Below are 24800 nucleotides of genomic sequence, written 5' to 3'. Positions count from 1 at the left end.
AACACCGCTTGCGAAGTGCTCGCCGTGGCCAACCATTCCGACCTGCGTAATACCTTGTCCCTCGACAGCCTGAATTTCTTCCTCGCGGATGTGCGCGACGGCCTCGGTCCCTACCTGGCCATTTACCTGCTGGCCGTGCACAAATGGGACCCGGCCAGCATCGGCGTGGTCATGACCCTGGCAGGCATCGCGGCATTGATCACCCAAGGCCCGGCGGGCGCGTTGATCGACCGCACCCGCAGCAAGCGCGCGGTGATTGCGCTGGCCGCCATTGTGGTAACCGTCAGTTGCCTGATGCTGCCCTTTGTCAGCTCGTTCAGCCTGGTGGCATTGACACAGGCAGCCAGCGCTGTCGCTGCCTCGGTGTTCGCGCCGGCGATTTCCGCGATTTCCCTGGGAATCACCGGACCGCGCGCGTTCACCCGCCGCACCGGACGCAACGAAACCTTCAACCACGCCGGCAATGCCGTGGCTGCCCTGTTGGCCGGCGGCCTGGCCTACTTGTTTGGTCCGGTGGTGGTGTTTTACCTGATGGCGTTCATGGCGCTCGCCAGCATCATTGCGATCAGCTGTGTGTCCGCCGAGGCCATCGACCATGAAGTGGCCCGCGGCTTCGACCCGGAACATCACACCGACCATGAACAACCATCCGGGATGAAAGTGCTGCTGGCCAATCGTCCGCTGTTGCTGTTTGCCATTTGCTGCGCCCTGTTTCACTTGGCCAACGCCGCCATGCTGCCTCTGGTCAGCCAGAAACTGTCGCAGATCAACCTGCAGATGGCCACGCCGCTGACTTCGGCATGCATCGTCGCCGCGCAGTTGGTGATGGTACCGATGGCCTGGCTGGTCGGACTCAAGGCTGACCTGTGGGGGCGCAAACCGTTGTTGATGATCGGCTTCATGATCCTGCCGCTGCGCGGCGTGCTCTACACCTTGTCCAATGATCCTTACTGGCTGGTGGCCGTGCAAATGCTCGACGGCATTGGCGCGGGGATCTTCGGCGCGCTGTTCCCGGTGATCGTCAAGGACCTGACCCAAGGCACCGGCCGCTTCAACGTCAGCCTGGGCGCCCTCTCCACCGTGTTTGGCCTGGGCGCGGCGTTGAGCAGCAGCCTGGCGGGTTTCGTGGTGCAGCAAGCCGGCTACAACGCTGCCTTCCTGACGCTTGCCGGCGTTGCGGCGCTGGCCTTGGCGTTGTTATGGCTGGCGATGCCGGAGACCTTGGAGAAACCTTCCTTCGCCGGACATACAACTGTCGCCTGACATATGCGACAATGCGCGCCAAATTCCAACACACATCCCCCATTTTCTGCTCAGCGACCGGGTTTCGCGCCTTGATGTCGCTGTTGACGCATGCCTGAAGGCTCTTGCCAACACGCTCGCAACCCATTGATAGGTAAAGTAATTGATCTCCACAGCTAACATCACCATGCAGTTCGGCGCCAAGCCGCTCTTCGAGAATGTCTCGGTCAAGTTCGGCGCTGGCAACCGTTATGGCTTGATCGGTGCCAACGGTTGCGGCAAGTCGACCTTCATGAAAATCCTCGGCGGCGACCTCGACCCATCCGGCGGCCAGGTCATGCTGGAACCGAACGTACGCCTGGGTAAACTGCGCCAGGACCAGTTCGCGTACGAAGAATTCACCGTGCTCGACACCGTGATCATGGGCCATGAAGAGCTGTGGAAGGTCAAGGCCGAGCGCGACCGCATCTACTCGTTGCCGGAAATGAGCGAAGAAGACGGCATGGCCGTGGCCGAGCTGGAAACCGAGTTCGCCGAGATGGACGGCTACACCGCCGAATCCCGCGCCGGTGAGCTGCTGCTGGGCCTGGGCATTCCCCTGGAACAGCACTTCGGCCCGATGAGCGAAGTGTCTCCAGGCTGGAAACTGCGCGTATTGCTGGCCCAGGCGCTGTTCTCCGATCCTGAAGTGCTGTTGCTCGACGAACCGACCAACCACCTGGACATCAACACCATCCGCTGGCTGGAAAACATCCTGACCCAGCGCTCCAGCCTGATGATCATCATCTCTCACGACCGTCACTTCCTGAACAGCGTGTGCACCCACATGGCTGACCTGGACTACGGCGAGCTGCGCCTGTTCCCGGGCAACTACGACGAGTACATGACCGTGGCGACCCAGTCCCGCGAGCAACTGCTGTCGGACAACGCCAAGAAGAAGGCGCAGATCTCCGAACTGCAATCCTTCGTCAGCCGCTTCTCGGCCAACGCCTCCAAAGCCAAGCAGGCCACCTCCCGTGCCAAGGCGATCGACAAGATCCAGCTGGCCGAAGTCAAGCCGTCGAGCCGGGTCAGCCCGTTCATCCGTTTCGAGCAGAACAAGAAGCTGCACCGCCAGGCAGTCATGGTCGAAAAAATGGCCAAGGGCTTCGACGGCAAGCCGCTGTTCAAGGACTTCAGCTTCCAGGTCGAAGCTGGCGAACGCGTGGCGATCATCGGCCCGAACGGTATCGGCAAGACCACCCTGCTGCGCACCCTGGTCAACGAACTGACCCCGGACGCCGGCAGCATCAAGTGGACCGACGCCGCGGAACTGGGCTACTACGCCCAGGACCATGCGCATGACTTCGAAGACGACGTGACCCTGTTCGACTGGATGGGCCAGTGGACCCAGGGCGAGCAAATGATCCGTGGCACCCTGGGCCGTATGCTGTTCTCCAACGACGAGATCCAGAAGTCGGTCAAGGTGATTTCCGGTGGTGAGCAGGGCCGCATGCTGTTCGGCAAGCTGATCCTGCAAAAGCCGAACGTACTGATCATGGACGAACCGACCAACCACTTGGACATGGAATCCATCGAAGCGCTGAACCTGGCGCTGGAGAACTACCCAGGCACGCTGATCTTCGTCAGCCACGACCGTGAGTTCGTCTCGTCCCTGGCCACCCGTATCATCGAGTTGAGCGCCACCGGCGTGATCGACTTCAGCGGCAGCTATGACGACTACCTGCGTAGCCAGGGTGTGGTGTTCTAAAGCACTCCGCCAAAAAGCCGTGCCAAGCGGGCCCGTTGTGATTGAACGGGCCCGCTCGCCACAACAGCATCGTTTACCGCACAAAGCCTATTCATCAGACAAAGTCGTTAGCCAGCTTCCTTTTCCCCCGCGCCCTTGCCATCATGCCCGCACCGCCCGCCCGCGAACGAGTGCCCATGCCTGCCGCCGCCCCCAGCTCGATATCGATCACCCTGCAGATCGTTTCCATTGTCTTCTACACCTTCATCGCGTTTATCTGCATCGGCCTGCCGATTGCGGTGATTCCTGGCTATGTACACGAACAACTGGGTTTCAGCGCGGTAGTGGCCGGGATCACCATCGGCTCGCAGTACCTGGCGACGCTGCTCAGCCGCCCCATGGCCGGGCGCATGTCAGACAACGTCGGCACCAAGCGTGCGATCGTGCTGGGCCTGGCCGGGATTCTGGTGAGTGGCGTACTGACGTTCTTCGCCACGCTGGTGGCAAGCCTGCCATCGTTGAGCCTGGGCATCCTGATCGTCGCGCGGCTGCTGCTGGGGGTGGCCCAGGGGCTGATCGGCGTGGGCACCATCAGTTGGTGCATGGGCGCGGTGGGTGCGGAACACACCGCACGGTCGATCTCGTGGAATGGTATTGCCTCCTACGGTGCCATCGCGATTGGGGCACCGCTTGGCGTGGTGATGGTCGCGGAATATGGCTACCACAGCCTCGGCATCGCACTGGCGGTATTGTCCGCGCTAGGGCTGGTGCTGATCCGCAATAAACCCTCGGTGCCGGTGGTACGTGGCGAGCGGCTGCCGTTCTGGGCGGTATTCGGACGTATCGCGCCGTTTGGCGCCAGCCTGTGCCTGGCTTCGATTGGCTACGGCACCCTCACCACCTTTATCACCCTGTACTACCTCAATCGTGGCTGGGCCGGCGCGGCTTACTGCCTCACGGTATTCGGCGTGTGCTTTATCCTGTCGCGACTGGTGTTTATCTCTGCCATCAGCCGTTTCGGCGGTTTTCGCGCAGCCGTTGCCTGCATGACCATCGAGACCCTCGGCCTGACCCTGCTGTGGCTGGCGCCGTCCACCGGGGTGGCATTGATCGGCGCCGGGCTGACCGGCTTTGGCTTGTCGCTGGTGTACCCGGCGCTGGGTGTGGAAGCCATCAAGCAGGTGCCCAACAGCAGCCGTGGCGCGGGGCTGAGTGCGTATGCGGTGTTTTTTGACCTGGCCCTGGCGATTGCCGGGCCGTTGATGGGCGCCGTGGCGCTGAACCTCGGCTACGGCTGGATCTTCTTCTGTGCCGCACTGTTGTCGGTCACGGCCCTGGGCGTGACCCTGCTGCTTATGCGCCGCGCTTACTGATCAGCTGTCTGCAAGCCCGCCCGGGTAGATTGGCCGAGGGTGTGACTGAAGAACCGCCCCGCCTCGGAGATCAGGTCGCGGTGAATGCCTTCGCGATCAACCCCATCGGCATCCGTGCAGATCGCCGGCATTGTTGCCAACTGATCGCTGTCGCACGGCGCCATGAACACGAAGTGCCCTGCCCCGGCCAGTAGCTTGAAGTCCGGCGGCTCCGGCAGTTTGCGCGCCAGCGCGGCGGCGTTCTTGTCCACCGCCACCAACTTGTCACCGTCGCCGCTGTAGAGCAGCACGGGCACATGCACATCGGCCAGGGTGTGACGGCCGAACATCAGGCTCAGCGGTGCCATCAACATCAAGGCATGAATGCGCGGGTCGGATTGCGGTTGCAGGTCATCACGGTCCACCACCAGTTCACCCTTGGTGGTGCATGCGTCGCGATCTTCCGGACGCTCCTGGCAATACCGGCGCAGGCGGTCGAAATCCGGCTTGGCGCCGGCCAGGATCAACGCGGTCTCACCCCCGGCTGAATAGCCAATGACACCCACCTGGTCCACGTTGACGAATGGCGAGAGCATCGGGTCGCCCAGGGTGGCGGTGATCGCTTCGGAAATCTGGATCGGCCGCCCGTACAAGTTGCTCACCGTGCCCAGGCGACTGTGATCCTTGTAGTTGTCGCCAGGGTGCAGCACCGCTACCACTACAAAGCCCTTGCGCGCCAGGGAGGTGGCCAGGTCATGCAGCGCCAGCGGCGTGCCGGTGTTGCCGTGGGACAGCATCAGCATCGGGAAACGGCCGATGGCGATCTTGGCGTCTTCGGTAGCGGCGACGTGGTAGGCGCCCAGTTGCGTGGTGTGCTCAAGGCCGGTGGACGGGTAGAACGCCACGGCTTTCATCGGCTGCAGGTCCAACGGATCCAGAAACGTCATGCGATGGAAGCCCACACTCCAATGCGGGTGCGGCGCAGGTGCGGCGTGCACTGAAATCAGGCCGCCGAGCAGGGAAAGAACCATAACGGCACAAAGACGCATCATGGGGATGTCCACCTTTGCTGCGTGAGAACCGACATATCGAAAAAAGTCCAGGGTGTTAAACCCATGCTTGCACAACCTGGGCCAAAGTAATGACAACGCACAAACGAAAAAACTCCGTACTCCGTTCGCTTTGAGGCGAGCAGAATACAGAGTTTAGGCGCCCGGCTTCAGAATGAAACCGAGCAAAGGCGGAATTTACACAAGCCTTACGCGGTGGCGAACAATTGTTCGTTGATGACCACGTTGGCGTCGTTCAGGGCTTTGCTGCGCACTTCATCACCGTAGGCCAGGCCTTCGGCGCGTACGATTTCGATATCGGTGATACCCAGGAAGGCGAACAGCAGCTTCAGGTAGCCTTCATGGGCAGCACCCGAGGCCTGGCCAGCGTGCAGGCCGCCCGCGGTGGACACGATGATCACCTTCTTGTTGCCGCACAGGCCTTCAGGGCCGGCTTCGCTGTAGCGAAAAGTCTGGCCGGCGACGGCGATACGGTCGATCCAGGCTTTCAACTGGGTCGGAATGGTGAAGTTGTACATCGGTGCGCCAACTACTACTGCGTCGGCGGCGAGGAATTCAGCCAGCGACGAAGCGCTCAGGTCAGCCTCATGCTTCTGCGCGGCATCACGCAGTTCGGCGGCGGTGCCTAGGGCGCCGAGGGTTGCGCCGGAAAAGTGGTTGATGCCTTCGCTGGCCAGGTCACGGTAGGTCACTTCCACACCCGGCTCAGCCGCTTGCCAGGCCTTGACCACGCCCGCGCTGAGCTGACGGGACGCCGAGTTGTCGCCGAGGATGCTGGAATCGATATGCAACAGTTTCATGCGGAATCTCCAAGTGAGGATCGCCGTGGGGCGTTCGAGTGAGGTCCATCCTACAGATGATCCGAATAAAGGATTAGACCATTGAAACGCGACTGTTTGTCCCGCCAGCAGGACAATGTTCAATGGGACGACACGTAAATCGACGCCGACGTAGGCGCCGGCAACGCATAGGTGCGTTTCATCCACTGGATTTCCGCCTGGGGTGTGCGCCCGAAGAAGCGCTTGAACTCGCGACTGAACTGCGAAGGGCTTTCATAGCCGACCTTGGCACTTGCCGTGGCGGCGCTGATATCGCTGCGCAGCATCAGCAAACGCGCCTGGTGCAGGCGCGTGGACTTGAGGTACTGCATCGGCGAGGTGTCGGTGACCGTGCGGAAATGCGCGTGAAAGCTCGGCACGCTCATCATCGCCTCCCGGGCCAACGCCTCCACGTCCAGGTGCTGGGCATAACACCCATGGATCTTGCGAATCGCCCGCGCCACCTTGCCGAACTGCCCCTGGCGATTCAACGCGGCGCGCATCGAACCGCCCTGCTCGCCCGTAAGGATCCGGTAGTAGATTTCGCGCATCAACGCCGGGCCGAGGATGTGCGCGTCCATCGGCGTGCCCATGGCTTGCAGGAAGCGCAACAGCGACTCGCTGAGCAAGTCATCCATGGGCGATGAATACATGCCCCGCGGTTTGGCGTCGACCAGCGCCGGAAACTCATCCAGCGCCACCATCAGTTCGGCCGCGAGGGTGAAGTCCAGGCGCAGGTACACCGCCAGCATGGGCTCGGCTTCGCTGGCGTCGGTCTCCATGGTGAACGGCACCGGCACTGACACCACCAGGTAGTGCCGGGCGTCGTACAGGTAAACCTCATCCCCCAGGTAACCGCGCTTGCGCCCCTGGCAGACCATCACGATGCCGGGGTCATACAGCACCGGCACCCGCTGCAAAGGGCGGTTGGAGCGCAGGAAGCGCACGTCATCCAGAGCGCTGAGGTTATAGCCCTCGACAGGCGCCAGGGTGTCCATCAGCGCGATGATTCTGTCTGTACGGTCCATGGATCCTGGCCTCTGTGCAAAGTGCCACGGTAGCGCGCAATCCGCATCCAGGCTACGGCCTCATAGGAATAGGCAATCAGCACATTGGAATGGATATTCGCTCAAACACTGTCTCTGCGTAGCCTGGAACCGCACTTTCAGCCCTCGGAGACTCCCCATGCTTATCGTCTACAACCCTGCTAACGGCGAAGAAGTCGGCCGCGTCGCCCAGAACACCACCCACCAGGTCAAGGCCGCCGTCGACCGTGCCTGCGCCGCCTTTCCCGCATGGTCGTCCAGGCTGGCCAAGGAGCGCAGCGACCTCCTGCGCCACTGGCATGACGCAGTCAAAGCCGACAAGGAAGCCTTCGCCGAATTGCTCTGCCGCGAAAACGGCAAATGCCTCAGTGAAGCCCGTGGCGAGATCGACTACGGCCTGGGCTTTATCGAGTGGTATGCCGAAGAGGCCAAGCGCGTGTACGGCGACACGATCCCCACCCATGACCGCAACGCCAATGTGCTGGTGACCAAGGAAGCCATCGGCCCGGTCGCGGCCATCACCCCATGGAACTTCCCGTTCATGATGATCACCCGCAAGGTCGCCACGGCCCTGGCCGCCGGTTGCACCATGGTGATCAAACCCGCCGAGGATACACCGCTGACGGCCTTCAAATTGCTGGAGTACGCACGCAAGGCTGGCATCCCCGAAGGCGTGCTGGAGGTGGTAGCGGGCGACCCCAGGGAGATCGGCCTGATCCTCACGGGCGACCCGCGTATCCGCAAGATCTCGTTTACCGGTTCCACCGGCGTTGGCAAATTGCTTGCCGCACAATGCGCGGCAAGCATCAAGAAGATGACCCTGGAGCTGGGCGGCAACGCGCCGTTTATCGTGTTCCAGGACGCCGATCTGGATGAGGCGGTGAAGGGACTGGTCGGTGCCAAGCTGCGCAACTCAGGCCAGGTATGCATCTCGCCGAACCGGATATTTGTGCAGCACAGCATCCTCGAGGACTTCATCCAGCGCGTGCAGCATGCAGTGGCCGGGATCGAAGTGGACCAGGGCCTGCGTGAAGGTTTTGTGGTCGGCCCGCTGGTCAATCAAGCGGGCTTTGACAAGGTCGTGCGCCTGGTGGAAGCCGCCAAGGCTGCCGGAGCCAGCGTGCTGATGGGCGGCAGGCCCCACGCCAAGGGCGGCCTGTTCTACGAGCCGACGGTGTTGACCGGTTTGCGGGACGACTCCCCCCTGGCGACCGAGGAGATCTTCGGGCCGGTGTTCGCCATCTACTCGTTCAAGGACGAAGAAGAAGTGATCGCCCGCGCCAACCAGACGGAGTTCGGCCTGGTCGCCTATGCCTACACCAGCGCGCTGGGGCGATCGTTGCGCCTGTCGCGCCAGTTGGAGGCCGGCATGGTGATTCTCAACTCAGGCTCGGTCGGCACTGCCTCGGTGCCGTTTGGCGGGATCAAGCAGTCCGGGTATGGCCGCGAAGGCAGCTATTACGGGATCGAAGAGTATGTGCAGGTGAAGTATGTGTTGATGGGCGGTGCGCATTTGTAGTGGATTTGCCCTCGTCAGGCGCGGATAGTTCGTCCCATTGACAGGACAATGGGCTGACCATGCAAGACCTCAACGACCTCTATTATTTCGCCAAAGTCGTCGAAGCCGGCGGTTTCGCCGCCGCCGGCCGGCTGCTGGGAATTCCCAAGTCGCGGCTGTCGCGGCGCATCGCCGAGCTGGAAGAGCGCCTCGGTGCACGCCTGCTGCAACGTACCACCCGCCAGCTTACCCTCACCGCCGTCGGCGAACGCTACCTGCGCCATTGCCAGGCCATGCTGCTGGAGGCGGAAATGGCCGATGAGGCCGTGGCCAGCATGTCCAGCGAGCCCCGTGGGCGACTGCGGGTGAGCTGCCCGGTGGGCATGGCCCAGCACATCCTGCCGGAGCTGGTCGCCGGTTTTCTTGCCGCCCACCCTCAGGTGCAGTTGGAGATGACCCTGGTCAACCGCCGCGTCGACCTGGTGGCCGAAGGCATCGATGTGGCCTTGCGCGTGCGTGAGCTGGGCGATGAGGACCCGCTGTTGGTGACCAAACGCCTGCGCCAGGCCCAGACCGTGCTGGTGGCCAGCCCCGCACTGATGCTCGGGCGTCAGGTCACGACCCTGGACGACCTCAAGCAGCTGCCGATCCTCGGTGCACTGGAAGCGGACCGGCTGGTGCACCAGCGCATTCTCGATCCCCAGGGCAACGCCCACGACCTGGCGGTGGAAGCCCGCCTGGGTATCGACGACTTTATCGTGCGCAAAGCCAGCGCCATCATGGGCCTGGGCTTTACCGTACTGCCGATGATGTACTGTGAAGAGGAACTGGCAAACGGCCGGTTGGTGCAACTGTTGCCCGAATGGTCGTTGCCGGGCGGTTGGCTCCAGGCCGTCTACCCGCATCGGCGCGGCGTGCTGCCGGCGATCCGGGCCTGGATCGACTACCTCGAAGAAGGTTTCAAAGGCTGTGGAGACCGCTTGCTATGAAGATGACCGAAGCACAAGTCGCGGCGTTCTGCCTGGCGCTGCCCGGCGCGCGCGAAGACTACAAATGGGGCGGCGTGCGGGTGTTCTCGATTGCCGGCAACAAGATGTTCGCCCTGCAAAACCTGCGTGGTGAATCGCTGGCGTTCAAGGTCGACAAGGAGCTGTTCCTCGGCCATGTGGATCGCCCCGGCATCCACCCGGCGCCGTACCTGGCGCGTGCACAGTGGATCATCATGAACACGCCCTACCCGCTGGGCGCCGAAGAACTGCGCGGCTTGTTGCAGCGTTCCCACCAGTTGGTGGTGAGCAAGTTGCCCAAGCGCACGCAGGTCGGGTTGCGGCTAGAGGACTGAGAGCAAGGTGCCGCCGAGGAACAACTGGTCCAACCAGAACACCTCATGCAACAGCACGATCACCCAGAACAGCACCTGGTACGACACCTTGCGCGTCTTGTGCCGGAACACCTGCTGGGCAATCAACGCTCCCGGCCAGCCACCCGCCAGCTCCACGGCGTGCAGGATGTTTTCCGGGGTGCGCCAGCGGTCGGTCTGCGCTTTGCGCTTGTCGCTCCAGTACAGGAAAAACGCGATCACGCTGACGACACCATAGGCGGCCAGCGGGATCAGCGTCTCGCCGCGATACCAGACCAGCGCGGCCCCTATCAACGGCGGCGCGCACAACAGCGCGAAGATCGCCACCTTCAAACGCGGATACTGGATGTTCAAGGCTTGACCGCCGTCCAGTCGATCCAGCCGAACTGCCAGGTCGCCAGGATCAGCAGGCCGAATGCGATGCGGTACCAGGCAAATGCCGCGTAGCTGTGGCTGGCGATGAACTTGAGCAAGCCCTTGACCGCAATCATCGCGAAGATGAACGAGGTCACGAAGCCGATGGCGAACACCGGGAAATCCGCTGGCTGGAACAGGTCACGGTACTTGTAGCCCGAGTACAGCGCAGCACCGACCATGGTCGGCATGGCCAGGAAGAACGAGAACTCGGTCGCGGTCTTGCGCGACAGGCCGAACAACAGGCCGCCAATGATGGTCGCACCGGAGCGCGACGTGCCGGGGATCATGGCCAGGCACTGGGCGAAGCCGATCTTGACCGCGTCTTTCCAGGTGATCTCGTCGACGGTGTTGGCGTGGCTACGGTGCTGACGCTGCTCGGCCCACAACATGATGATGCCACCTACCACCAAGGCGGTTGCCACGGTGATCGGGTTGAACAGGTAGTGCTTGATCAGGTCGGCGAAGATCACCCCCAACACCACTGCCGGCAACACCGCAATGATCAGGTTGATGGTAAAGCGCTGGGCATTGCGCTGGGTCGGCAAACCGATGACCACGTCGAGAATCTTGCGGCGAAACTCCCAGACCACGGCAAGGATCGCCCCCAGCTGGATGATGATGTTGAAGGCTTCGAAACGCTCGCCGCCGAAGCCGATCAAGTCGGCGACGATGATCTGGTGGCCGGTGCTGGAAATCGGCAGGAACTCGGTCAGCCCCTCCACAACGCCAAGAATCAATGCCTGTATGGCGGTCCAAAAATCCATGCTTCCCCCAAAGGTCTTGCTCTATGGCAAGCCTTGTTGATCTTTTTAATGGTTCACTGACGACAAGACCCGGGGGTGACTCTCACACCCGGTACGCAAAAATCTTGTGAAAAATCAGACAGTACTCAGGTTTTCCGAATACAGGCCGAAAGCCTATCAGACAAGGCGGAAAAGTCGATGCAGCGCCCACAATTATAAAAAGCACGGAGTGACAGGACGATGAACAGTTTGCGCAATATGTCGATCAGCCGGCGCCTCTGGCTGATCCTGATAGTCGCCGTGCTGATGCTGCTGGCCCTGGGTTTATTGATGCTCAAGCAGATCCACGACGACCTTTACCAGGCCAAGCGCCAACAGACCCAACACGTGGTCCAGACCGCCAGCGGGATCCTGACGTTTTATCACGGCCTGGAAACTACCGGCGTCATGACCCGCGAAGCCGCCCAGAAACAGGCCCTGAGTGCCGTGCGCGGTTTGCGCTATGACCATGACGACTACTTCTGGATCAACGACCTCACGCCGGTGATGATCATGCACCCGGCCAACCCCAAGCTCGACGGCCAGAACCTCTCGGCCATCCGCGACCCCGACGGGTTTGCGGTGTTCAATGAATTCGTGAGCCTGGCCAAGGCCAAGGGCGCCGGCATCGTCAACTATCGCTGGCCGAAACCGGGTGCCGAAGCGCCGGTGGCCAAGACCTCGTATATCCAGTTGTTCGAGCCGTGGGGCTGGATCATCGGCTCCGGCGTGTACGTGGACGATGTGCAGGCCGAGTTCAGCGGCCAGGTGTGGAAAGCCTCGTTTATCGGCCTGGGTATCGCGGTGCTCATGGCATTGCTGGTAGCGCTGATCGCCCGCAGCATCGTGCGGCCGTTGCAGGATGCGGTGAACGCCATGGGCAACATCGCCAGCGGCGAAAGCGACCTGACCCGCAGCCTCGACACCCATGGCCAGGACGAAGTCACCCAACTGGCCCGGCACTTCAACAGCTTCACCGCCAAGCTGCGCCAGGTGGTCAGCCAGTTGCAGGAATGCGCCAACGCCTTGGGCCAGTCGTCCCAGGAACTGGGCACCAATGCGACCCAGGCCCATGATCGCAGCCAGCAGCAGTCCCAGCAGATGGAGCTGGTGGCTACTGCCATCAACGAAGTCACCTACGGCGTGCAGGACGTAGCCAAGAACGCCGAACACGCCGCCAGCGAAATGCGCGACGCCCAGGCCCAGGCGCAACAAGGCCAGGTCAATATCGACGGCAGCCTGCAACAGATCGACCAGCTCTCCGGCACCATCAGCCAGGCGGTGGAGGTGATCCGTACCCTGTCCGCCGAAAGCACCCAGATCGGCAGCGTGCTCGAAGTGATCCGCTCGATCGCCGACCAGACCAACCTGCTGGCCCTCAACGCGGCAATTGAAGCGGCGCGTGCCGGCGAGCAAGGCCGCGGCTTTGCCGTGGTGGCCGATGAAGTGCGGCTGCTGGCCCAGCGCACACAAAAGTCCACCGCCGAGATCCAGGGCATGATCGAGCGCCTGCAGGGCCACTCGGAAGCGGCGGTCAAGGTGATCAGCGACAGCCACAGCGCCTCCCAACTGACCATCGAACAAGCCGGCCAGGCCGGGGCCAGCCTGACCGCCATCGGCCAGGCATTGCGCAACCTCAACGGCCTCAACGCCTCGATTGCCAGCGCGACGCTGCAACAGGCCCATGTGGTGGAAGACATCAACCAGAACGTCACCCAGGCGGCGGGGTTGTCCCACAGCACGGCACTGGCGGCGGAGCAGTCGAGTCTGGCAAGTGCACAGTTGCGTGGCCTGAGCGACCAGCTCGACGGCCTGCTGCGCCAATTCAAAATCTGATGCGGCTTGTGGCGAGCCCGCTTAATGTGGCGAGCGGGCTCGCCCCGCGTTGGGCTGCACAGCAGCCCTAAAACCAGACACCGCATACTGTCAGACAGTACGCGGCGTATTTAGTGGGGCTGCTACGCAGCCCAACGCGGGGCAAGCCCGCTCGCCACAGAGATAATGCCCGCAGCATTCTTCTTTGGTTACAATCCCCGCCCTCTCCCACTCTCCCAAGGAACCACCATGTCCGGGCTTGAACTGTTCGCCGCCGCCCTCGGGGTGATCGCGGTGTGGCTGACCGTCAAGCAAAACCCCTGGTGCTGGCCCATCGGCCTGGTCATGGTGCTGCTGTACACCTGGGTGTTCTTCGATGTGAAGCTCTATTCCGACATGCTCTTGCAGGTGGTCTACGCCGCGCTGCAGGTCTACGGGTGGTGGCAGTGGACCCGCGCCGGCGAGGTCAAGCAAGGGCGCCAGGTCACCAGCCTGGGAGTGCCGGCGATCATGGCCAGCCTGGCCGTGGGCGCAGTGGGCAGCCTGTTGCTCGGCGCCGCCATGGCGCACTGGACCGATGCCGCCCAGCCCTGGCTGGACGCCGCCCTCACCGGCTTCAGCCTGGTGGCGCAGATGTGGATGGCGCAGAAACGCGTGCAGTGCTGGCCACTGTGGATCGCAGTGGATGTGATCTTCGTCGGGCTGTTCCTCTACAAAGGCCTGTACCTTACCGCCGCGCTCTATGCACTGTTCACCGTGATCGCCGTGCAAGGCTGGCGTGAATGGCGCGCCGATCCGGCGTTGCACGCATGAAGGTGGTGGTACTGGCCGGCCCGGAATCCAGCGGCAAAAGCTGGCTGGCCGCAGAGTTGCAGGCGCATTTCGGTGGGTTGATGGTCGGTGAATATGTGCGCCATTTCATCGATCACCATCAGCGCGACACCACCCTGGCCGATATCCCGGCCATTGCCCGTGGTCAACTGGCCTGGGAAGACGCCGCCCGCGCCCAACAGCCTGCGCTGTTGATCCTCGACACGCATTTGCTGACCAACAAGCTCTGGAGCCAGACCCTGTTCGGCGACTACCCGGCCTGGCTCGACAGCGAACTGCTGGCCCGCCATTACGACCTGCACTTGTTATTATCGCCGGAGGATGTGGAATGGACCGCCGACGGGCAGCGCTGCCAGCCGGACCTGGCGGATCGCCGAGCGTTCTTCCGTGGCAGCCTGGAGTGGCTCGAGCACCATCAGCAGCCCGCCCTGGTGATTCGTGGTCATTGGGCACAGCGCCGCGCCACCGCGTTGGCCGCGGTTGAACAGCTACTCGCCGGCACGCTCCAGGTTGGCATTCACCCTTAGCAGCAACGCCAGCAAGGTCGCCTCTTCCTCTTCACTGAACCCCTCCAGCGCCTGCGCGCTGCCTTGCAGCATGATCGCGCGGGCGGCGGGCATGCGTTCGCGCGCCGCGTCGGTCAGGGTAATCAAGCGGCTGCGTTTATCAGCCGGGTCAGCCACCCGCTCGATCATGCCGTCACGCTCCATACGGCCCAGCAACTGGGCCATGCTCGACTGCTCGACACGGGCAATGCGCACCAGTTCGGCCTGGGGCAAACCCTCGCTGTGCTTGAGCGCCGCCAGCACCGGAATCTGCGCGACAGCAAAGCCCAGCTCTCTCAGGCGACCTTCGTAGAGGCGGATGAAACCGCGGTTCGCCAGGCCGATCTGTTGCATGGGGTTTGGAGCAGGCGTTTGAGTTTTCATGAGGGCGTTGACTCTCCATAGGATCCTATGAACTAAATGTATAGGATCCTATAAACATCGCCAAGGACAATTTCATGAATACCTCATTGCGCATCGCCATCGTCGGCGCCGGCCCCGGCGGGTTGACCTTGGCGCGAATCCTTTACCGCCATGGCGTCCACGCCAGCGTATTTGAACGTGAACGCAGCCCGCTGGAGCGCCCACAAGGTGGCACGCTGGACCTGCATGCCGAATCCGGCCAACTCGCCTTGCAGCGTGCCGGCCTGGAGGAGGCATTCAAACGCATCGCCCGTTACGAAGACCAAGGCTCGCGCTTGATGGATCAGCACGGTCGCTTGCTGTTCGAAGCCCCCAACCCGGACGCAGGCGACCGCCCTGAAGTCGACCGTACCGCCTTGCGCCAGGCGCTGCTGGACTCACTGCCGCCAGACTGCGTGAGCTGGGGTGTCAGCGTCACCGACGTTCGCCCGACCGGTGATGAACGCTGGACACTGCATCAAGGCGCCCTCACCCACGGCCCCTTCGACCTGGTGGTGGGTGCCGACGGCGCCTGGTCGAAAATACGCTCGCTGCTGTCGACCTATCAGCCGCAATACAGCGGGTTGACCTTCATCGAGTTCGGCATCGACGATGCAGACCGTCAGCACCCGCACCTCGCCGGACTGGTCGGCCGAGGCACCCTGCAGGTTGCCGGCGAAGCCAGGGCGATCATCGTGCAGCGCAACGCCAACGCGCATTTGCGCGGCTATGCGATCTTTCGCGTGCCATCAGACTGGGGCGCCGATCACCTCAGCCTGCCCGCACTGAAAGCCCAGTTCCATGGCTGGCACCCGCAGGTATTGGCATTGTTTGATGCGGCGAACGAGACGCTACTGGCGAGACCGATCCACGCCCTGCCCGTCGGCCATCGCTGGTGCCACCGCCAGGGGTTGACGCTGATCGGCGATGCGGCCCATCTGATGTCGCCGTTTGGCGGCGAAGGGGTGAACGCGGCGATGCTGGATGCGGCCGAACTGGCGCAGCACCTGCTGGAGACACCCGACTGCTCATCAGCAGTGCAGGCCTATGAAAACCACATGTTCGAACGAGTGATACCGGCGGCCCAGGGCAGCGCCGAAGCCGCCGCCATCCAGTTATCCCACGACAGCCTGGCGCTGTCCCTGGCCCACCTGCATCACCACCTCACGCCTCAGTAGCCCAACGACAGCCCCGTATTGCGACGCGGGTCATTCGCCCCATAGAAGCGGTTGTTACCCACCGGCTTGCCATCCAGGGACGGCGCGCCCACCAGGATCGCCGCCAGGTGGTTGGCATCCTGCGGGCCGGCAAACTTGTGGCCCCAGCTTTCGAGGATCTTCTGGGTATCCGGGCTCACTGCAAACCGCTCGAGGTTGGTGGTTTCCGGCATCCACTGCTGGTGGAAACGCGGTGCGTCCACGGCTTCCTGGATGTTCATCTTGTAGTCGATGACATTCAGGATGGTCAGCAAGGTCGCCGTGATGATGCGACTGCCACCCGGCGTACCGACCACCATCACCGCCTTGCCATCCTTGGTCACGATGGTCGGGCTCATCGACGACAGCGGCGCCTTGCCCGGTGCGATGGCATTGGCTTCACCCTGGACCAGGCCGTACATGTTCGGCACGCCGACCTTGACGGTGAAGTCGTCCATTTCATCGTTGAGGATCACCCCGGTCTTGCTCGCCATTACGCCCGCACCGAACCAGTCGTTGAGGGTGTAAGTGACCGACACCGCGTTGCCCCACTTGTCGACGATGGAGTAGTGAGTGGTGTTGTTGCCTTCATGGGGCGACACGCCCGGCTTGATCGCCTGGGAATCGCCAGCTTTTTGCGGTTCGATGGCGTCACGCAGTTTGGCTGCGTAGTTTTTGTCCAGCAGGTGCTCGATCGGGTTCTTCACGAAGTCCGGGTCGCCGAGGTAGCTGTTGCGGTCCACGTAGGCGTGGCGCATGGCTTCGATCTGGTAGTGCAGGCCTTGGGCCGAGTGATAGCCCAGGTCGGCCATCGGGTAGCCTTCGAGAATGTTCATGATCTGGCAGATCACTACGCCCCCCGAGCTTGGAGGCGGTGCCGAGACCACGTGGTAGCCACGGTAGTCGCACTCGATGGGTGCCAGTTCGCGGGTCTTGTACTTGTCGAGGTCCGCCTGGGTGATGATGCCCTTGCCGGCCTGGCTGGAATCCACCAGCGCCTTGGCCACCCAGCCTTTATAGAAACCATCGCTGCCCTTGGCCGAGATTTCCTTGAGGGTCTTGGCCAGGTCTTTCTGCACCAGCTTCTGGCCGACCTGCATCGGCTGGCCGTTGTGCAGGAAGATTGCGCGCATGTCCTTGTCTTTTTCGAATTCTCCGGTGGCGGTGTGCAGCAGGTCGATATCGCCCTGCTCCAGGGCAAAGCCGTTTTCCGCCAGCTTGATCGCCGGGGCGATGACCTGGGCGCGCTTGAGGGTGCCGTATTTGCTCAGCGCCAGTTCCATGCCCGACACGGTGCCGGGGACGCCGACGGCCAGGTGGCCCTTGGCGCTGAGGCCGTCGATGACGTTGCCGTCCTTGTCCAGGTACATGTCGGCGGTCGCCGCCAACGGGGCTTTTTCGCGGAAGTCGAGGAAGGTCTTGCGCCCGTCCGCCAGTTGCACGGTCATGAAACCGCCGCCGCCCAGGTTACCCGCCGCCGGGTACACCACCGCCAGCGCATAGCCCACGGCGACGGCAGCGTCGACCGCATTACCGCCGGCCTTGAGCACGTCTACCCCCACATGAGTGGCCAAATGCTGGGCCGTTACCACCATGCCGTTTTCACCGGCCACCGGGGCCTGGGAAGCGGCCTGCACACCACTGACGGTCAACACCAGGGCGGTGGCAATCAAGGTACGGCTGAAAGGTTGGTATTTCATCCATGGCTACTCTAGTTATTGAGACGCACCAAAATAGCCCGTTGCGGATTTAATCCCCAGCGCAATGGCGTTTTTATTACAGAACTTGTCGGTCATGGAACGGACGTGAAAAAGCCCATGCTATATTTCGCGCCCTGACTGTCCCGCAAGGCGCTCTGACATGGTGATCAAGAAGACCGGCATTCGCGCCCAACAGGCCGACCAGACCCGCGCGCGCATCCTCCAGGCGGCGGTCAAGGTGTTCACCCGTGACGGTTATTCCGGCGGGCGCGTCGACAGCATTTCCAAGGAAGCCGACTCCAACGACCGCATGCTTTATTACTATTTCGGCAGCAAGGAACACCTGTTCGTCTGCGTGCTGGAACACATCTATGAGCAGTTCAACCAAGCCGAAAGCAAGCTCAAGCTGGACCTGGACGCACCGGAGCAGGCCCTGCGCGACCTGGTGGCGTTTATCTGGAATTACTACGTCAAGCACCCGGAATTCGTGGCGATCCTGAGCATCGAGAACCTGCACCAGGGCAAGCATGCCCAGCAATCCGGCGAGATGCGCAGGTTGTCGGGGGAGGCCGTGGGCGTCTTGAAGCCGATCATCGAAGCCGGCCAGGCCCAGGGCGTGTTTCGCCAGGATGTCGACCTCAAGCACGTGTACCTGATGATCGCCTCGCTCTGCTACTTCTATAACTCCAACCGGCATACCCTCAGCTCATTCCTCGGTGAAGACCTGGCGAACAAAGGGCAGCAGCGGGATTGGCTGGGGTTTATCAGCGATTTAGTGGTACGCGGCGTCACCCCGACCTCCCTGTAAGAACCGAATTCAACTGTGGGAGAGGGCTTGCCCGCGATAGCGGTGGGTCAGCTAAACATAGGCTGGCTGATGCACCGCCATCGGGGGCAAGCCCCCTCCCACATGTTTTACCCCATTGCGTCAATGGGTGCCGGGGTTGGCGCGCAGATGCGCCACCTTCTGCTCCAACCCCTTCCACTGCGGCGCATTCGGCGCAAATTGCCCGCGCAGATACGCCGCCAGATCCGCCACCTGGCTGTTCGACAGACTGTTCTTGAATCCCGGCATATACCCCAGGTCCTTGGTCGCCGGGTGGCTGATGCCTTGCAGAATCACCTTGATCAAGTTATCCGGCTGGTCGCTGTGCACATTGGTATTGGTCGCCAGCGACGGGCTTACCCCAAACAGCTTCGGCCCCAGCCCCTCGGCATGGCAGGCCTTGCATGAACCTTCAAATACGCGTCGGCCATTGGGATTCGGCACGCTGACAGCGGCCGCCACCTGGGCCTCGCCTGCGGCTTCGCCATTGAGCGACGCCAGGTACACCGCCATGGCGCGGATATCCGCCTTGGGTAGCTTGGACAACTCACTCACCACCGGTCCCATCGGACCTGCGGCCACGCCATGGACGTCGGAATAGCCGGTACTCAAATAGGTGAACAACTGGTCTTCGGTCCATGGCGTCGGCGCCTTGGACAGGCCGGTCAGTGCCGGTGCTTCCCATCCATCGACCATGCCCCCGGCCAGGAACGCCTTGCCGCCCTTCTCCGCTCCCATCACATTGCGAGGGGAATGACAGGCCGCACAATGCCCCAGGCCATTGACCAGGTAGTTGCCACGATTCCATTGCTCGCCACGCTCCGGCTGCGGGGTGATTTCGCCACGTCGCAGGTTCAGTGCATTCCACCCCGCCATCAACGGCCTGATGTTGAACGGAAAGCCCATGGCATTCGGCGTCGGCGCCTGGCTCACCGGCGCCTGGGACATCAGGTAGGCGTACAGCGCCTGCATGTCCGCATCGTTGATATTACGGAACGCCGTGTAGGGAAACGCCGGGTATAGGTTGCGCCCGTCGCGGCCGATACCGTCGCGCATCGCACGCTCGAACGCCGGGTACGACCAGGCACCGATGCCGGTCTCCACGTCCGGGGTGATATTGCTGCTGTACAGCGTGCCGAAGGGGGTTTGCATCGCCAGCCCACCGGCATTGGTCGCGCCGCCCGGCGCCGTATGGCACACCGCGCAATCGCCGACTGCCGCGAGCAAGCGACCGCGCTCCAGGGTGGCCTTGGACCAGGTGCCGGCGCTGGGCTGCGCAATCGGGGCGATTTCATTGTGGAACGGCCAGGCCGTCGCCAGCACCGCGCCCAGGGTGGCGAACAGCGCGCCGAACCACCATTTGCGCCGTTTCTCCGGCGACTTGGCCGCCTCGCCCAGGGTACCGGCATTCAGCGCCGCCAACACCCGCTCCGGGGTGATCGGCAACTCGCGAAAACGAATGCCGGTGGCGTCGTAGATCGCATTGGCAATCGCCGCCGCGCTGGGCACCGATGCCGACTCACCGGCGCCCAGGGGCGGCTGGTCCTGGCGCGGCATCATCATCACGTCAATCTGCGGCACTTCAGGGAAGGTCAGGATCGGGTAACCGCCCCACTCCTTGCTCGCCACCGTCGATTCTTCAAAGGTCACGCGCTCTTTCAGCACACGGCTGGTGGACTGGATCACATTGCCGTGGATCTGATGCTGCACCCCGGCCGGGTTGATCATCATCCCCGAGTCATGGCCGATCACCACGCGGGTCACCGACACATCGCCGGTCTGCTTGTCGATGGCCACGTCCGCCACCCACGCCGCCCACGCCGCGCCGAAACCGGGGAACTTGCTGTGGATGTAGCGCGCGTAGGCAAAGCCCCGGCCACGCAGCAGGTGGTCCTCATTGGCGGTCTGCATCGGCGCGGTGCGCGGGGCCCAATTGGCGCGCTCGGCGGTGGATTTGACCAGGTCGATGGCGCGTTCGTCCTTGAGGTAGCGCAGGCGATACTCCACCGGGTCGACACCAGCGGCGAAGGCCAGTTCATCGATATAGGATTCGTGGGCAAAGGTGTTGGGCAACGCCGACACGCCGCGCATCCACGAGGCGCGCACAATGGGCGCCATGTCGTTGATGCTCACGCGCATGTTGTCGATGTCGTAGGGCGGGATCGAGGTGCGGTCGCCCATCTCGAACATCGCCGCCACCGGTTCCACGCGGCCGGTCAGCAACAACGCCAGGGTTGGCGCGCCGTTGGAGGGGTAGCTGGTTTCAAAGTCGTAGGCGGCAATGCTGCCATCGGCGTTCAGGCCGCCATCCACATCCATCAACTGCGCGGTGCCCTTGGGCTCCCACAGGTGTTCCTGTTCACGGCTCAATTGCACGCGTACCGGTTTGCCGACTGCACGGGACAGCAACAAGGCATCGGCACACACATCATCCGCACAATTGCGCCCATAACAGCCGGCGGCTTCCATGCGGATCACATCGATCAACGCCTCATCACACTCCAGCAGCCACGCCAGGTCGGCGCGCAGCAGATGCGGATTCTGGCTGCCCGACCACACCCGGCTGCCGGCCGGCGAGTAATCCGCCACGCCACAGGAGGGGCCGATCGAGCCGTGCATCTGGTATGGCCACAGGTAACTGCGCGGCATGCGCTGGCTGGCACCCGCCAGGGCTTCATCGACATTGCCCTGGTCAAGCACGGTGCGGCGCACGCGAGGGTTGTCGCGGATGGCCCGCTCGACATCACGCATGTCCGGCAAGGCGTTGTTCCAGGGTTTCCAGTGCACCTGCAAGGCGCTGGCGGCCTTGATCGCCTGCTCCTCACGCAACGCGACCACGCCGACAAAATCGCGGATGACCACCACCGCAACAATGCCGGGAATATGGGCGATGGACGACTCATCCACGCTCAACAGGCTGTTGCCGACAAAATCGCCGCAATCCAGCCCCGCATACGGTGGGCGGATCACCCGGCCATGGAGCATGCCCGGTACGCGCATGTCGTGCACGTAAGTCAGCTCACCGGTGGCCTTACCGGGGATATCCACCCGTGCGGCGCCCTTGCCCACCAAGCGATAGTCCTCAGTGGCCTTTAGCGGCGCGTCGCCGCTGATGCGCAGTTGGTCGTGCTGGCCGCTGACCAGTTCGCTATAGGTGGTGGTGCGCCCATCCGGCGCTTGAATAACGCCAGCATCCACTTTCAGGCCGGCTGTACTCACGCCCCAGCGCCCCGCTGCCCGCGCCAACAGAAAACGCCGGGCTTCGGCGGCCGCGTTGCGCAGGGGGATTGCTGATATCTGCAACGTAGCGCTGGCAATCGTCGCGCCCTGGTTGGGCACGCGCTCGGTATCCCCAAGCACCATCTGCACCTGGTCCATCGCCAGGTCCAGTTCCTCGGCCACGATCTGCGCCAGCGACGTACGGATGCCGGTGCCCAGGTCCACATGGCCGTTGAACGCATACACCAGGCCGTCATCGTTGACCGCAATAAACAGCCCAAGCTCCTTGGGCTTGACCGTGGGCGTGCCACCCTTGGCCACCGGCCCCGAGGGCGGCAGCACATCATCGACGATCAACAGGACACCGGCCTTGGCCAGCCATTGGTCACGGGAAAGCGGAATGTTCGGCATGGTCATCACTCCACGGTCATCAGGCGGGCCGCACGCAGCACGGCGCGCAGGATTTCGATATGGGTGCCGCAGCGGCAGAGGTTGCCCGACAGCTCGTTGCGCACCTGGGCTTCGCTGGGGTTGGGGTTACGGTCGAGCAAGGCCTTGGCGGTCATGATCATGCCGTTGAGGCAGTAGCCACATTGCGCGGCCTGCTCGTCGATAAAGGCTTGTTGCACCGGGTGCGGCGCCTGGCGCGTGCCCAGGCCTTCGAGGGTGACAATCTCGCGGCCCACGGTCCCCGACAACGGAAACACGCAGGCGCGCGCCGCCACCCCATCGATGATCACGGTGCAGGCACCGCACTCCCCCAGGCCACAGCCATATTTGGGACCATTGAGTTCCAGGTCATTGCGCAGCACCAGCAACAGCGGCGTGTCCGCCATGGCGCTGACTTCGTGTGTTTGCCCGTTGACCTCAAGCGCTACTGTGATGTGCTGGCTGATCATGTGCTTCGCCCGTAACAGTTGATGAAGTACCCACTACATGAAACAGTCAAAAAAAAGCGTCGCGGACCTGGGGCCTCGCGACACACTTGACTGGTGAAGTGATTACTACACGAACTTAGAGCAAGATCGGTGCCAGGGGATGTTGTGGCGAGCGGGGATGTTGTGGTGAGGGGGGGGGCGCCCACCCCAATCAGTCCTGGGGATCGTCAATCATCTTGCGCAGCAGGAACAGCACCGCCACCCGTTCGGCGGGGTTGAGATTGCTCATGGTCAATTCACTGATCTGCGCGGCACGGGGCGTGGTCTGGGCGACCAGTTCGGCGCCTGCCGGGGACAGGTCCACCACCACCTTGCGCTTGTCCTGCGGGTCCGGTTCCAGGCTGATCAGTGCCTTGGCCTTGAGCCGCTCGACGATCCCACGGATGGTCGCCTGGTCCACCGCAGTCGCCTTGACCAACTCGGTCAGCGAACTTGCACCGTGATCGCGCAGTGCGCACAGGGTCACGAACTGCACGGCGGTGAGCTGTGAGTCGCCGACATTCTGCTGAAAGATCGCCAGGTGGCGCTGGTAGGCCTTGCGCAGCAGGTGGCCAACTTGTTCAGAAAAGACGTAGGAATCAGGCACGGCTTGGCTCGGTGGATGGCTGGCGATGGGGAAGCATGATGGCTTCGTTGTTGGATGCACTCAAGTTTCTCATGCTCGAATGTAGTCTACATGTGGGAGGGGGCTTGCCCCCGATGGCGGTGTATCAGCGAGCTAATTTCCAGCTGCTCCTCCGCCATCGGGGGCAAGCCCCCTCCCACACGGGTTAATCAGCGGGCCAGGGAGCCTGCTGGGGCAACCACATCCCCTGCAATCACGACGGCCTCATCATCCAGGTACACATCGCAATTGCGCAGCGGAATGTCCATATGGCACGGCGTCTTGCGTGTCCCGCCGACTTCGGTGTTCGGCCCGGTGGAGAACAGGAAATTGCCATAGAACGCCCGCGCATCCATGCACATGCCGTCGTTCTTGTCGTGCAGGCCCATGGCGGTCCACTGCGCCCGTGGCTGCAGGCCCCAGCCGATATGGGAGATGCCGTACACCTCGGGGTCGTTGAAGTACTTCATGTAGTCACGCAGGTACTCGGCCTCGAACCCCCCGTGGATCTTCGTGATGAAGCCCTTCTCGATCTCCAGGGTGATCTTCTCGCGGGTGTAGGTCTTGAAGGGCAGCAGGATGTCGCCGATGTCCAGCACCAGCACGCCCTCGGCGGTTTCTTCGTTGGGCCAGGAAAACAGGAAACCGCTGGGCCAGTGGTCCCAGCGCCCCGGTTCATCGGCAAAGCCGTATTCGGTCACGCAGGGGTATTGCCCCAGGGCGGCACGGAAGTCACTGCCGGCGCGGGATTTGACATGGATCGAACGCGCCTTCTTCAACAACTGCTCGGCCGCCAGCACACGCACCTTGTCCTCTTCGGTGGGCAGCATGCGCGCCAGCACTTCCGGAGGTTCCACGGCCAGCAGGATGCGCGTGCCGGTCTTGAGGATCTGCTCCTGCTCCGGCGAGTGCAGCAGCATCATGGTGTCGACGATCAGATCCGCCGCCTCCAGGGCGCGCTGGGCGGCGATATTACCGGTGAGCGCGGTGTCGCCGCAGTAGGCGGTCATGTCGTTGCCCATGGCCTTGGGATGGTTGAACGATGGCAACTCCACCGCATACACCTTGGCCCCCAGGCGCTGCGCGGCGTCCATCGCGGCGCGCACGGTGCGCGGGTCGGAATAATGGCTCTTGAGCACGGCGACGCTCTGGGTCGGGTCGACCCTGGACAGCTTCAACACGTGCTCGAACATCTGGGTCAATTCGCAATCGCTTACCGGCATTTTCCTGTCTCCTGTGGGCCCGCACCAAGTTCAGGCACTGCGCTTCACTCTAGTGCACTTTTATAGCGTATACGCCATTTAATAACGATAAGACCCGAATTACGAACAGACTGCAAGCGGCGCGCCACAACGTTACCTATCGGAACAACTCCAATGTTAATTGGCTACATGTCGTTACACAGGAGCC

The 24800-nt window shown here is 62.6% G+C and carries 22 protein-coding genes; 11 read left to right on the top strand and 11 right to left on the bottom strand.

What is annotated here, in order from left to right; translation table 11 throughout:
• Nucleotides 1-24 precede the first annotated feature (24 nt).
• From BM026_RS23285 to BM026_RS23275, 3 genes are all read left to right on the top strand, one after another.
• A complete protein-coding gene (locus BM026_RS23285) occupies nt 25-1263 on the top strand; it encodes an MFS transporter (protein WP_092250282.1) in 1239 nt (412 codons plus the stop codon).
• Nucleotides 1264-1405: 142 nt separating this feature from the next.
• Nucleotides 1406-2992: an ABC-F family ATPase gene (locus BM026_RS23280; RefSeq protein WP_083351449.1), complete on the top strand. Its 1587-nt coding sequence runs from the start codon at nt 1406-1408 to the stop codon at nt 2990-2992.
• Nucleotides 2993-3168: 176 nt separating this feature from the next.
• Nucleotides 3169-4344, top strand: coding sequence for an MFS transporter (locus BM026_RS23275; protein ID WP_093530225.1), 1176 nt, complete (start codon nt 3169-3171; stop codon nt 4342-4344).
• Here the strand turns inward: BM026_RS23275 and BM026_RS23270 are convergent.
• From BM026_RS23270 to BM026_RS23260, 3 genes are all read right to left on the bottom strand, one after another.
• Complete coding sequence (locus tag BM026_RS23270; RefSeq protein ID WP_071488437.1) at nt 4338-5375, bottom strand: alpha/beta hydrolase family protein; 1038 nt, start codon at nt 5373-5375, stop codon at nt 4338-4340. The two genes, BM026_RS23275 and BM026_RS23270, sit on opposite strands and share 7 nt — an antisense overlap.
• 206 nt (nt 5376-5581) lie before the next feature.
• On the bottom strand, nt 5582-6193 hold the full coding sequence (locus BM026_RS23265) for an FMN-dependent NADH-azoreductase (protein ID WP_093530223.1): 612 nt from the start codon (nt 6191-6193) through the stop codon (nt 5582-5584).
• Between the two features lie 119 nt (nt 6194-6312).
• On the bottom strand, nt 6313-7239 hold the full coding sequence (locus BM026_RS23260) for an AraC family transcriptional regulator (RefSeq protein WP_092250189.1): 927 nt from the start codon (nt 7237-7239) through the stop codon (nt 6313-6315).
• 157 nt (nt 7240-7396) lie between these two features.
• On the opposite strand from BM026_RS23260, the gene BM026_RS23255 reads away from it, so the two are divergent.
• The 3 genes from BM026_RS23255 to BM026_RS23245 are packed head-to-tail and all read left to right on the top strand — an operon-like array spanning nt 7397 to nt 10097.
• Nucleotides 7397-8776, top strand: a complete 1380-nt coding sequence (locus BM026_RS23255) for an NAD-dependent succinate-semialdehyde dehydrogenase (protein ID WP_093530221.1) — start codon at nt 7397-7399, stop codon at nt 8774-8776.
• A 59-nt stretch (nt 8777-8835) separates the two neighbouring features.
• A complete protein-coding gene (locus BM026_RS23250; protein ID WP_093530219.1) occupies nt 8836-9744 on the top strand; it encodes a LysR substrate-binding domain-containing protein in 909 nt (302 codons plus the stop codon).
• The gene (locus BM026_RS23245) at nt 9741-10097 is read left to right on the top strand and encodes an MmcQ/YjbR family DNA-binding protein (RefSeq protein WP_092250198.1); all 357 of its coding nucleotides are present in this window, start codon (nt 9741-9743) and stop codon (nt 10095-10097) included. The genes BM026_RS23250 and BM026_RS23245 overlap by 4 nt, the downstream gene beginning before the upstream one ends.
• Here the strand turns inward: BM026_RS23245 and BM026_RS23240 are convergent.
• A complete protein-coding gene (locus BM026_RS23240; RefSeq protein WP_093530217.1) occupies nt 10086-10469 on the bottom strand; it encodes a DUF1294 domain-containing protein in 384 nt (127 codons plus the stop codon). The genes BM026_RS23245 and BM026_RS23240 overlap by 12 nt on opposite strands.
• The gene (locus tag BM026_RS23235) at nt 10466-11296 is read right to left on the bottom strand and encodes an undecaprenyl-diphosphate phosphatase (protein ID WP_071488443.1); all 831 of its coding nucleotides are present in this window, start codon (nt 11294-11296) and stop codon (nt 10466-10468) included. The genes BM026_RS23240 and BM026_RS23235 overlap by 4 nt, the downstream gene beginning before the upstream one ends.
• 219 nt (nt 11297-11515) lie before the next feature.
• Between BM026_RS23235 and BM026_RS23230 the strand changes: the two genes are divergently transcribed.
• The 3 genes from BM026_RS23230 (at nt 11516) to BM026_RS23220 (ending at nt 14487) form a co-directional block, all read left to right on the top strand.
• On the top strand, nt 11516-13150 hold the full coding sequence (locus BM026_RS23230) for a methyl-accepting chemotaxis protein (protein ID WP_071488444.1): 1635 nt from the start codon (nt 11516-11518) through the stop codon (nt 13148-13150).
• A 228-nt stretch (nt 13151-13378) separates the two neighbouring features.
• Nucleotides 13379-13942, top strand: coding sequence for a nicotinamide riboside transporter PnuC (gene pnuC / locus BM026_RS23225; RefSeq protein WP_010210641.1), 564 nt, complete (start codon nt 13379-13381; stop codon nt 13940-13942).
• A complete protein-coding gene (locus BM026_RS23220; RefSeq protein WP_092250208.1) occupies nt 13939-14487 on the top strand; it encodes an AAA family ATPase in 549 nt (182 codons plus the stop codon). Before pnuC ends, BM026_RS23220 begins: the two co-directional genes overlap by 4 nt.
• On the opposite strand, the gene BM026_RS23215 is transcribed toward BM026_RS23220, so the two are convergent.
• Nucleotides 14449-14889: a MarR family winged helix-turn-helix transcriptional regulator gene (locus tag BM026_RS23215; protein WP_093120934.1), complete on the bottom strand. Its 441-nt coding sequence runs from the start codon at nt 14887-14889 to the stop codon at nt 14449-14451. The genes BM026_RS23220 and BM026_RS23215 overlap by 39 nt on opposite strands.
• 74 nt (nt 14890-14963) lie before the next feature.
• Between BM026_RS23215 and BM026_RS23210 the strand changes: the two genes are divergently transcribed.
• Entirely contained in the window at nt 14964-16085 is a 1122-nt protein-coding gene (locus tag BM026_RS23210) for an FAD-dependent oxidoreductase (RefSeq protein WP_092250214.1), read from the top strand.
• On the opposite strand, the gene ggt is transcribed toward BM026_RS23210, so the two are convergent.
• Complete coding sequence (ggt, locus tag BM026_RS23205) at nt 16079-17803, bottom strand: gamma-glutamyltransferase (RefSeq protein ID WP_071488448.1); 1725 nt, start codon at nt 17801-17803, stop codon at nt 16079-16081. The genes BM026_RS23210 and ggt overlap by 7 nt on opposite strands.
• 160 nt (nt 17804-17963) lie before the next feature.
• Here ggt and BM026_RS23200 point away from each other — a divergent pair, with 160 nt between their 5' ends.
• Nucleotides 17964-18611: a TetR/AcrR family transcriptional regulator gene (locus BM026_RS23200; protein WP_093513191.1), complete on the top strand. Its 648-nt coding sequence runs from the start codon at nt 17964-17966 to the stop codon at nt 18609-18611.
• A gap of 120 nt (nt 18612-18731) precedes the next feature.
• Here the strand turns inward: BM026_RS23200 and BM026_RS23195 are convergent, their stop codons facing one another.
• The 4 genes from BM026_RS23195 to BM026_RS23180 form a co-directional block, all read right to left on the bottom strand.
• Entirely contained in the window at nt 18732-22265 is a 3534-nt protein-coding gene (locus BM026_RS23195; RefSeq protein WP_093530215.1) for a molybdopterin cofactor-binding domain-containing protein, read from the bottom strand.
• Nucleotides 22265-22747: a (2Fe-2S)-binding protein gene (locus BM026_RS23190; protein WP_071488450.1), complete on the bottom strand. Its 483-nt coding sequence runs from the start codon at nt 22745-22747 to the stop codon at nt 22265-22267. Before BM026_RS23190 ends, BM026_RS23195 begins: the two co-directional genes overlap by 1 nt.
• Before the next feature lie 190 nt (nt 22748-22937).
• Nucleotides 22938-23372: a MarR family winged helix-turn-helix transcriptional regulator gene (locus BM026_RS23185; RefSeq protein ID WP_092250227.1), complete on the bottom strand. Its 435-nt coding sequence runs from the start codon at nt 23370-23372 to the stop codon at nt 22938-22940.
• Between the two features lie 188 nt (nt 23373-23560).
• Nucleotides 23561-24613 (bottom strand): 2,5-dihydroxypyridine 5,6-dioxygenase, encoded by a 1053-nt coding sequence (locus BM026_RS23180; protein ID WP_093120930.1) that lies wholly within the window; start codon nt 24611-24613, stop codon nt 23561-23563.
• Between the last annotated feature and the right edge of the window lie 187 nt (nt 24614-24800).

Origin of the sequence: Pseudomonas sp. NFPP24, from assembly GCF_900112095.1 — a bacterium.
GTDB lineage: Bacteria > Pseudomonadota > Gammaproteobacteria > Pseudomonadales > Pseudomonadaceae > Aquipseudomonas > Aquipseudomonas extremorientalis.
This window is presented reverse-complemented; position numbering and strand designations above follow the sequence as displayed.